This is a genomic window from Acinetobacter sp. YH12027 (assembly GCF_013420085.1).
GTDB lineage: Bacteria > Pseudomonadota > Gammaproteobacteria > Pseudomonadales > Moraxellaceae > Acinetobacter > Acinetobacter amyesii.
Genome location: NZ_VOYW01000039.1, coordinates 23111 through 32046 on the forward strand (window position 1 = coordinate 23111; position 8936 = coordinate 32046).

General features: G+C 39.2%; 9 protein-coding genes, 4 tRNA genes and 1 pseudogene. 6 read left to right on the top strand and 8 right to left on the bottom strand.

Annotated features, from left to right (window positions below):
• Positions 1-362 precede the first annotated feature (362 nt).
• Positions 363-1778, top strand: coding sequence for a type I glutamate--ammonia ligase (gene glnA / locus FTT94_RS13275; RefSeq protein WP_171263711.1), 1416 nt, complete (start codon positions 363-365; stop codon positions 1776-1778).
• 96 nt (positions 1779-1874) lie between these two features.
• On the top strand, positions 1875-2153 hold the full coding sequence (locus tag FTT94_RS13280) for a hypothetical protein (RefSeq protein WP_180007665.1): 279 nt from the start codon (positions 1875-1877) through the stop codon (positions 2151-2153).
• A gap of 85 nt (positions 2154-2238) precedes the next feature.
• On the opposite strand, the gene FTT94_RS13285 is transcribed toward FTT94_RS13280, so the two are convergent.
• Positions 2239-3153, bottom strand: coding sequence for a polysaccharide deacetylase family protein (locus FTT94_RS13285; RefSeq protein ID WP_180170939.1), 915 nt, complete (start codon positions 3151-3153; stop codon positions 2239-2241).
• Positions 3154-3355: 202 nt separating this feature from the next.
• On the opposite strand from FTT94_RS13285, the gene FTT94_RS13290 reads away from it, so the two are divergent.
• The 4 genes from FTT94_RS13290 (at position 3356) to FTT94_RS13305 (ending at position 6762) form a co-directional block, all read left to right on the top strand.
• Positions 3356-3841: a chorismate lyase gene (locus tag FTT94_RS13290; protein ID WP_180170940.1), complete on the top strand. Its 486-nt coding sequence runs from the start codon at positions 3356-3358 to the stop codon at positions 3839-3841.
• Positions 3842-3863: 22 nt separating this feature from the next.
• Positions 3864-4745: a 4-hydroxybenzoate octaprenyltransferase gene (gene ubiA, locus FTT94_RS13295; RefSeq protein WP_180170941.1), complete on the top strand. Its 882-nt coding sequence runs from the start codon at positions 3864-3866 to the stop codon at positions 4743-4745.
• A gap of 122 nt (positions 4746-4867) precedes the next feature.
• On the top strand, positions 4868-6328 hold the full coding sequence (locus FTT94_RS13300) for a S9 family peptidase (RefSeq protein WP_180170942.1): 1461 nt from the start codon (positions 4868-4870) through the stop codon (positions 6326-6328).
• A 182-nt stretch (positions 6329-6510) separates the two neighbouring features.
• A complete protein-coding gene (locus FTT94_RS13305; RefSeq protein ID WP_180170943.1) occupies positions 6511-6762 on the top strand; it encodes a hypothetical protein in 252 nt (83 codons plus the stop codon).
• A gap of 75 nt (positions 6763-6837) precedes the next feature.
• Here the strand turns inward: FTT94_RS13305 and FTT94_RS13310 are convergent, their stop codons facing one another.
• From FTT94_RS13310 to FTT94_RS13340, 7 genes and pseudogenes are all read right to left on the bottom strand, one after another.
• Complete coding sequence (locus tag FTT94_RS13310; RefSeq protein ID WP_218953505.1) at positions 6838-7320, bottom strand: DUF2726 domain-containing protein; 483 nt, start codon at positions 7318-7320, stop codon at positions 6838-6840.
• Between the two features lie 22 nt (positions 7321-7342).
• Positions 7343-7418, bottom strand: a tRNA-Asn gene (locus tag FTT94_RS13315).
• Between the two features lie 256 nt (positions 7419-7674).
• Positions 7675-7750: transfer RNA gene (locus tag FTT94_RS13320), tRNA-Asn, on the bottom strand.
• 217 nt (positions 7751-7967) lie between these two features.
• Positions 7968-8043: transfer RNA gene (locus tag FTT94_RS13325), tRNA-Asn, on the bottom strand.
• A 5-nt stretch (positions 8044-8048) separates the two neighbouring features.
• A tRNA-Asn gene (locus FTT94_RS13330) sits at positions 8049-8124 on the bottom strand.
• Between the two features lie 87 nt (positions 8125-8211).
• The gene (locus FTT94_RS13335; protein ID WP_180170944.1) at positions 8212-8865 is read right to left on the bottom strand and encodes a hypothetical protein; all 654 of its coding nucleotides are present in this window, start codon (positions 8863-8865) and stop codon (positions 8212-8214) included.
• Positions 8850-8936 (bottom strand): annotated as a pseudogene (locus FTT94_RS13340) (IS5/IS1182 family transposase); the annotation flags it as partial. The gene FTT94_RS13335 and the pseudogene FTT94_RS13340, both read right to left, overlap by 16 nt.

The window sequence follows — 8936 nt, forward strand, 5'->3', positions numbered from 1 at the left end:
GAACTAGCTAAACCATTAGTTTCTATCGTATTTAAATTCGACCTTAAAGCTTGAATAAAATCCTAATAATTTTATCGTTGAAAGCGATTAATCATTTTGGTGCATACTGGTGCAAAACCAAGTTGCACTATTTTGATACACCTGCGAGAAGTTTTTAAACAAAAGTGATGAAGAGTGGCTGAATATGGTGCATTTACTGTTACACACAGTATAATAGTCGAAAAGCAAGGAGCTAAAATCTTCTATTCTGATAAGGAATTCAGTATTTTAGCTTAGCTTTTAAAAGTTGGTACGGTAATTGCTTAATAACTACCAACTACTAACACGCACTTCAGTGTGCACAAAAAAATCATCGGAGCAAAATGAGCATGGCGAACAAGGTCCTTCAACTCATCCAAGAAAGTGGCGCAAAATGGGTCGATTTTCGCTTTACTGATACTAAGGGTAAAGAACAACACGTAACTTACCCGGCAGATTCAATCGACGAAGATACGTTTGAAGATGGCAAAATGTTTGATGGTTCTTCAATTGCTGGTTGGAAAGGCATTGAAGCATCTGACATGATCTTACGTCCAGATGCAGAAACTTGTTTTATCGACCCGTTCTTTGCAGAAGCTACAGTTGTTGTGACTTGTGATGTTATCGAACCTTCAACTGGTCAAGGTTATGAGCGTGACCCACGCTCTATTGCTCGCCGTGCGGAAGAATACCTAAAATCAACTGGTATCGGTGATACTGCTTATTTTGGTCCAGAACCAGAATTCTTCGTATTTGACGAAGTAAAATGGGACATCGATATGTCTGGCGCGCGCCACACATTAATCGCTGAAGAAGCTGCTTGGTCTACTGGTAAAGATTACGAAGCGGGTAACTCTGGTCACCGTCCACGTGTGAAAGGTGGTTACTTCCCAGTTCCTCCTGTAGATTCTTCACAAGATATGCGTGCAGATATGTGTGCAAAAATTGAAGACATCATGGGCCCAGGTCGTGTAGAAGTACATCACCACGAAGTTGCATCTTGCCAGCTTGAAATCGGTGTAAGCTTCAACACTATGGTTCGCAAAGCGGACGAAGTTCAACAGTTCAAATATGCGGTTTGGAACGTTGCTCACCAATATGCTAAAACTGCTACGTTTATGCCTAAACCAATGGTTGGTGATAATGGTTCAGGTATGCACGTTCACATGTCGATCTCTAAAGATGGCAAGAACTTGTTTGCTGGTGATGAATACGCTGGTCTTTCAGAAATGGCGTTGTACTTCATTGGTGGTGTGATCAAACACGCTCGTTCATTGAACGCAATCACAAACCCATCAACTAACTCGTACAAACGTTTAGTTCCACATTTTGAAGCACCGATTATGCTTGCTTACTCAGCACGTAACCGTTCAGCTTCTATCCGTATTCCTTACGTTTCTAGCCCTAAAGGCAAACGTATCGAAGCACGTTTCCCAGATCCAATGATGAACCCGTACTTAGGTTTCGCTGCGCTTCTTATGGCTGGTCTTGACGGTATTCAAAACAAGATCCACCCAGGTGAAGCTGCTGACAAGAACTTGTACGACCTTCCTCCTGAAGAAGAAGCTAAAATCCCTACAGTGGCTCATAGCTTAGATATGGCGCTTGAAGCTCTTGCAGCTGACCATGATTACCTTCTTAAAGGTGGCGTGTTCACTAAAGAAATGCTTGATGCCTACATCGAACTTAAAACTGAAGAAGTTCGTCGTCTTAACACGACTACTCACCCAGTTGAATTCGACATGTACTACAGCTTGTAATTCTGTACAGAATTTCACTGTAAAAAGACCCGCCTTGTGCGGGTTTTTTTATGAGATGGGTTAAGATAAAGCAAAGATTTGAATGAATATCTAAACATGGCAAAACCACGTAAAAAACATACCGGTTTTTTTCCTTGGATTGATCCAGCGGATCAAGCAAAGGGATTTAAACTCAACTTCTCAGAAGTGACTTATTTGGAAGTGGGGAGGACCGTTGAAGGCTATAAACAGGCTCAATTTGTCGAACTGAAAAACCCAGAGCTGGCTTTAGAATTTGATTATCCTGAAAGTTTTTATATTACGACCGAAGGGCTGGTTTTAATAAAGACGCCGCAAGGGAAGTTCGAAGCCATAGCCAAGACAGATAACTTTTAATTTAAAACGAAAATATTGAATTGAAAAAAATGACCTACAACGTTGCAGGTCATTTTTTATTGAATATCTCGTAATTTGCCAAACGTTATTGCAAACCATGCTGTTTTAAATTGTCGATTTCATAAGGCGCATCTTCGGCGGGGTAGCGTAAGTTTTCTAATCCTTTTGTTTTGGCAATGGACCAAATTACACTTTCACCCGCAGGGATGTTTTGGCTGTGCTGCGTATATAAGGGATCTTGCAGGGCGTCTGCTGCTGAAATAAAAGTCCAGCCATGCTGCTGAAAAGCAGTAATGACATCCTTTAAAAATGCGGCATTAATAGCATTCACATGTAAAAGTAAAACATGCTGTGGCGAACGATTTATGGTGAGCTGGGCAAGTTGGTCATAATAATCTGCTCGGTGAAGCAGGTGAGCAATATATGCTTGTTTTAGTCGGTCTAATTTGTCCTGATCTTGCTGTTTGGCATAGTCGAGATATTTTCGGTTATAAAACCAGTCACTGGCATCAATACTCACACCGCCAATGCGGTATTGATGTTGCTCTAACCACTGATAGACAGCATCACGTTTTTCAGCGCTATTTCCTTCCTTTAAAAATGGATAACGGTAGATACGTATGTAATTCGGCAGTGTTTTTAATACGGTATCTGCCTGTTCAATGCTATGCAGATAATCGTGTACAGTGACATTTTCTTTATTTAGATTTTGGTGTGCTGCGCTGTGATTGCCAATCAGATGGCCGGATTGTCCCCACGCTTGAATCAGTTGTTTGCCTTGATAATCGCCAATTTTAACTAAGCTCGGAAAAACAATACCTTTGATTTGTTGATCATGTAGCTGCTTTAAAATCTGGGCATTGATTTGTTCTGCTTGTGTGTTAAACGCTGGATTTAATCCATCATCAAAACTGAGTGCAAGAGATTTTGCTTGAGCCGTGATATTGGCACAAAGTAAAACGAAAAGAATAAAAACATGTAGCGGGTTATATGGAAACATTATGTTGGTGTAATTTAGTGGTTATCCACGACATCATACTGTGTATGTGAGGTTTGTGTTGATTGCAAATGTAATGAAGTACTTAAGCCGTTTTGTTTTGTTCATTTTACTGAAAACAAGCTATGGGTCATGAAAAACTATATTGAGTTGGTTACACTAAGGATTCGCTATACTCAGCAAATGGTTATAAGGGAAATGGAATATGCAGCGTCAAGCATGCGAAATGCGGGATAAAAGAATGTCTCCTGAATTAAGAACATGGTTGTATGCTTCGGGTTCATTAACCCAACAATTAACAGATTTTGCCCAAGGTGTATTTAAAGTTGAGCCGAGTATTGAGCAATTTCAACGTATGACGCTTCAAGATGCACGGTGGCTACAAATGCCAATACAGCACACAGCTTGGGTACGTGAAAGTTATTTATATGGTTGTGAAGCTGAGCCGTGGGTCAAGGCAAAAAGTATATTTCCAATCCTTAGCATACAAGGGCGTGCGCGGATTTTTCAGCATATTGGTAAGAAACCCATCGGACATTTTTTATTTCAGCGTACCAATCCGAAGTGTGAGCGGCGTGTATTGTGGCTAGACGATGGTTGGACACGTCAGAGCTGTTATACTTGGCACGGTTGCAAATTTATTGTTCAGGAAACTTTTTTAGAAAGTTTTGAGCAATATTTGCAGAAATAACATTACCAAATGAAGGACAGTCATGGCCGTGGTGCAACAGATAACTTGGCAGCAGCGTTTAGAAGCTTATTACTATTTATGTCGCTTCGATAAGCCAATTGGCACGGAACTGGTTTTTTGGCCAACCATGTGGGCACTGTGGATTGCCAATCAAGGGACACCTCAATTCAGTATTTTGATTCCCATGATTTTGGGTACCATTTTTATGCGTGCAGCAGGTTGTGCGATTAATGACTTTGCTGACCGTAAAGTCGATGGTGCTGTGGAAAGAACCAAGCATCGTCCTTTAGCCACTGGAGTGATTAGTGCTAAAGAAGCCATATATGTGTTCTTGATCTTGGTGCTTGCTAGTGCATGTATGTTGTTCTTTTTACCGATAGAAACCTTTTATTGGTCCTTTGGTGCATTGTTTTTAGCGTTCATTTATCCCTTTATGAAACGCTACACGCATCTGCCACAAGTATTTTTAGGCGCGGCATTTTCATGGTCGATTCCTATGGCTTACACCGCAGTGGGGCAAACACCTGATTTAACGTGTTGGTTATTGTACTTTGGTAATTTGGCATGGACCGTTGCGTATGATACACAATATGCCATTACTGACCGTGAATATGATTTGAAAATTGGCGTGAAATCAACTGCGATTTTATTTGGTAAATACGATATTGAAATCATTTCATTATTGCAGGTGCTTAGTATTGTACTAATTGGTTCTGCACTGTATTTAGAAGATCTCTTGATGCCATTCGGTTTGGTCGCGTTGTTGGCTGTGGCTGCCGATTTTATTTACCAGTGGACTAAAACCAAAGGCCGTGATCCTCAGTTATGTTTTTGGGCGTTTCGCCATAACCGTTGGGTAGGGCTTATGATTTTTATTGGAATTTTCATGGCACTGACGCTTTAATGTCATTGATCTGAAACTGTTTAAAATGAGCTAAAGCATCCTATTCGGGTGCTTTTTTTTATGCATTAATAAAAAGGCATGTAGTTTCATGCTTAAAGAATAATGATTAAAAAGGATATTTTATGAAACGTTCAAAAATAGCATTAGCTCTGACAGTTGCAGTTTCTATGCTGTCTTTAACCGCGTGTAATGATGATGATAATGACTCATCATCTTCGAATCAAAAATCAACATTTGTTTCTGAAGCAAATTATGCTTTAGATACTGTAGACAATACATCGTCCATAAAAGTCATGACGTATAACATGACCAATGTGCAGGGGAAAGCAGCAACAGCAACGGCTTTAGTGTTGTTTCCAAAAGCTACTCAACCTAAAGATGGTTATCGTGTTGTGGTATGGGAGCATGGAACAGTCGGAGCTGGAGATGAATGTGCGCCAAGTAGAAATGTAATTCATCCACGTTTTAAAATTCTAGCTAACACGCTTATGGCGGCAGGTTATGTAATTGTGGCACCAGACTATGAGGGTTTAGGTACGAAGGGAGTACATCCATACCTTAATTTATCGAGTGCGGCAAATTCGGCGCTTACTGCAGTTAAAGCGGCAAAAGAACATTATGGTAAGCAACTCAATGGTCAGTGGATGTCGATTGGTCAATCGCAAGGTGGTCATGCATCCTTAGGGACGGCGGAATTTGCAAATACGGATGTAAACTATAAAGGGGCAGTAGCAGCCGCACCTGCGTCGAGTTTGGGCACGATTATTAAGATCTATTTAGATCCAAAACTAAATGTTGATGCAAATGGTCAACCTAAACCCCATGGATTGAATAGATTGGATGAACAGTTGGCACAAGTGCGTTATGCACTTGGTATGGGGCAGCTTTCGGAGGTTCAAGCACAAGCGTTAATTGATCAAATTGCAGATGGCTATGCTGAGCTTTTGGCATATGCAGCATTGACCAGTTCGGGTATTAAAGCCTATGAGCCAAATTATGATTTAAAAAATATCTTTACTGCAGATGCTGGTGTTATTGCAGAAAAAGCCTATGGACGTACAGGGGATGATGGTGCATGTTTAAGTTATGCCGATCCAAATGGCGCAAATGGTTTGCAAGAACAGTTTAAAGCAGCTGTGATTGAATTCTTAAAAGATCCAACGCATATGGTTTCACAGTACGGAATTGATTTGAATAAAATCGATACCGATCCCGTTGTTCAGAAATTTTTAAATGATAATCAGCCAGCGACGAATGCAACTGCTGCCAAAGTAATTAAAGCCCCTGTTTATATTATTCAAGGTGAAGAAGATAAAGCTGTATTACCTCCTGTGACTCAAGCTTTATTTGAAAATATGAAATTGCAAGCGGTGAAATACTTCCCACAGGCAAAATATGAGGATGGATATTTATTGGATATTGTGCCAAAAGCAAGTCATACACAGGCGATTATCTGTAGAAATGCGCAAGCGGTCGAATTTATTCAAGCTAAAATGTCTGCAGGTACAGGTATCGATTTAACCAATGAACAAAAAGATGCGAGCCAGAGTCCACATTGTACAGGTGTAGCCGCTTCAAGCTAAGTTTTTTCAATAATAAAAAAAGGAGCATGTCTCCTTTTTTTGCATATTGGATTATTAATCATTCAATCCGTGAAAATGAGGGGGTACAGTTAGTTCGAGCAAAGAATGTTATGAAGACTTGAGCGAATTTTGTTTTTTGCTATATTGGGCGTCGAATTATTTATGTAAATGAAAGAATCGTTATGTCTGAAGTAAAGCCAAAACCCAATACCAAAAAGATGATCATTTTGATGGCACTTGGACTATTGATTCCTATATTTTTGGTCAGTATGGCTTTTCTTGCAGTCAATAGTGATGCCAAAAACCAAGAAAAATATAAGCAACAACAAGCTGAAATGATTGAGCGTATTAAAGCAAAAGAAGCGGCTTTGGCTGCTGAGGCTGACCAAGCAGTATCAGAAGTGCTGGCAGCTCAAGAGTCAAATGCTCAATAAAATTCTGCTTACGTTATTGATGTGAATGCAATGCGCATTCACTCAATGTTCGATTGTACTTTACGTATTTAACAACTATTTATTTACATCATGCCTGAGCGTGTGAACTGTTGGAATACTAGTGTAGCGGATTACACGGTAGCCAGCTTCTTCAAGCATTGCATCACGTTCAGCATCTTCTTGCTCTTTGCCTATATGACTAGGGTCATCCAGTTCGATAATCACAAGCACATTATATGCTTGGTCTAGTATGACAAAATCAGTGACTTTTCGATTAAATCTATTTCTGATTTTGTAATTTTGATTGGTGATCAGTGCGCTAAATGCCACTTGGGCTAAAATGTGGTAGTCCGGAAATGCTTCATTTAAACGATGAAACATCTTACTTTCAAAGGCAGTGATTACACGACGTGGGAAAAACTTTTGTTTGCTTCTAAACAGTCTGGGAAAGACTAAGCAGACAAGGGCAAAAGTTGCCAAGCAACCAATAATAAAAAATGTAAACTGACTGAGATTTGGCACGAAATAAACTACATATATGAAAAAAGCCCACGTCATGATGCGTGGGCTTTTTAGAATTTGGCTCTCCAACCTGGGCTCGAACCAGGGACCTGCGGATTAACAGTCCGTCGCTCTACCGACTGAGCTATTGGAGAATCTGCACGCATTCTATGGGGCAAATGCAGTGAGGTCAAGTCAGAATTGCAAAAAATAAGGAAATTTAGGCTGAATGTATTAAATATAAACACCTTTAATATAAAGCGTTTTTAAAACTTAAGCTCTGACTATTCTTTCTAATGTGGTCGGAGAGCTAAGTGAATAGCTTAGGTCATAGAGCAAGTGATTCTTATCTTAAAACAAAAGTCAGAGCATAAAAAAAGCCCACGACATAATGCGTGGGCTTTTAGAATTTGGCTCTCCAACCTGGGCTCGAACCAGGGACCTGCGGATTAACAGTCCGTCGCTCTACCGACTGAGCTATTGGAGAATCTGAAGTGGATTCTAAAGATGTATGGGAGGGTGGTCAAGCCTGATTTAAATAAAATACTTAAAAATCAAATTAAGTGTTTTAAAAATAGCCGAATCAGACAAGTTGGTATTTATACGGATATTTTTAGGAAGGCAAAAACAAAAAAAGTAGGTATGCTTTTCTTAAACAGTAGGCAATAAAAAACCCACTTCACAATGAGTGGGTTTTTAGAATTTGGCTCTTCCACCTGGGCTCGAACCAGGGACCTGCGGATTAACAGTCCGTCGCTCTACCGACTGAGCTATGGAAGAATAGATGGCTCTCCAACCTGGGCTCGAACCAGGGACCTGCGGATTAACAGTCCGTCGCTCTACCGACTGAGCTATTGGAGAATCTGATGCGCATTTTAGGGATGAAAGCTAAAGTGGTCAAGCAGATTTGATGAAATGACTATTTGAATGTTTTTTTATTGTTCAAGTCTAGAAATTTTTTCTTAAATAGCGGTTATTTTTGAAGTTTTTTATATCATCTAGGTTGCTGATTTGCTTTATCGTCAAATTTTGTAGATTTAAATTTTTAAGCGTAGTTATGCGTTTCTCTTGATCTAAAGGAATTATAATTTGGAATAATAAATATATTTCTAAAATTTGATGGTTTGCGAAGGTATCTAAATGAAATTTAGAAAAAGACATAACAGGTTTAATGGTGTTTTGGAGTAGATTAAAAAGATTTTGATTGTGTTTGAATACAATCCTTAATAAATATTCATTACCGACAGGTAATAGGTTGTAGTGACTTTTTGTGTTGTTAATGGATATGCTTTCTATTTGATCATAGTTAAACTGAATTTTCATTATATAAAGTTGAATTATACAATCACTTTCGAAAAATCTAATTTGTGGCAGTCCATTTTTGATGATAAGTAAAATTAAGACGAATTCCATAATTGATAATCCAGTCAATATTAGTGCTGAATTAAAGCTATATTTAATAGATTCTTGAACATAAGAGTAACTCACATACTGGATTAGAGTGATAATGATAAACATCACTAATATTTTGGTATATTTTGCTTTTATGATTAGGGTGTGTTGACATTTACAGCCGATAAATTGAGCTAAAGAGGCAACCATATAAATATACAAGCTAAAGCAACAGCGCTTTGATAGTTACGTTTTAGCTTATCGTATCTTGTGGCAATTCC

What these genes read in the sequence shown, in the direction of transcription:
- FTT94_RS13300 (WP_180170942.1), top strand. Translation starts at nt 4,868, where the DNA reads ATGAAACGTTCAAAAATAGCATTAGCTCTGACAGTTGCAGTTTCTATG.
- FTT94_RS13310 (WP_218953505.1), bottom strand. Translation starts at nt 7,320, where the DNA reads ATGACGTGGGCTTTTTTCATATATGTAGTTTATTTCGTGCCAAATCTC.
- FTT94_RS13335 (WP_180170944.1), bottom strand. Translation starts at nt 8,865, where the DNA reads ATGGTTGCCTCTTTAGCTCAATTTATCGGCTGTAAATGTCAACACACC.
- FTT94_RS13285 (WP_180170939.1), bottom strand. Translation starts at nt 3,153, where the DNA reads ATGTTTCCATATAACCCGCTACATGTTTTTATTCTTTTCGTTTTACTT.
- FTT94_RS13290 (WP_180170940.1), top strand. Translation starts at nt 3,356, where the DNA reads ATGCAGCGTCAAGCATGCGAAATGCGGGATAAAAGAATGTCTCCTGAA.
- glnA (WP_171263711.1), top strand. Translation starts at nt 363, where the DNA reads ATGAGCATGGCGAACAAGGTCCTTCAACTCATCCAAGAAAGTGGCGCA.
- ubiA (WP_180170941.1), top strand. Translation starts at nt 3,864, where the DNA reads ATGGCCGTGGTGCAACAGATAACTTGGCAGCAGCGTTTAGAAGCTTAT.
- FTT94_RS13280 (WP_180007665.1), top strand. Translation starts at nt 1,875, where the DNA reads ATGGCAAAACCACGTAAAAAACATACCGGTTTTTTTCCTTGGATTGAT.
- FTT94_RS13305 (WP_180170943.1), top strand. Translation starts at nt 6,511, where the DNA reads ATGTCTGAAGTAAAGCCAAAACCCAATACCAAAAAGATGATCATTTTG.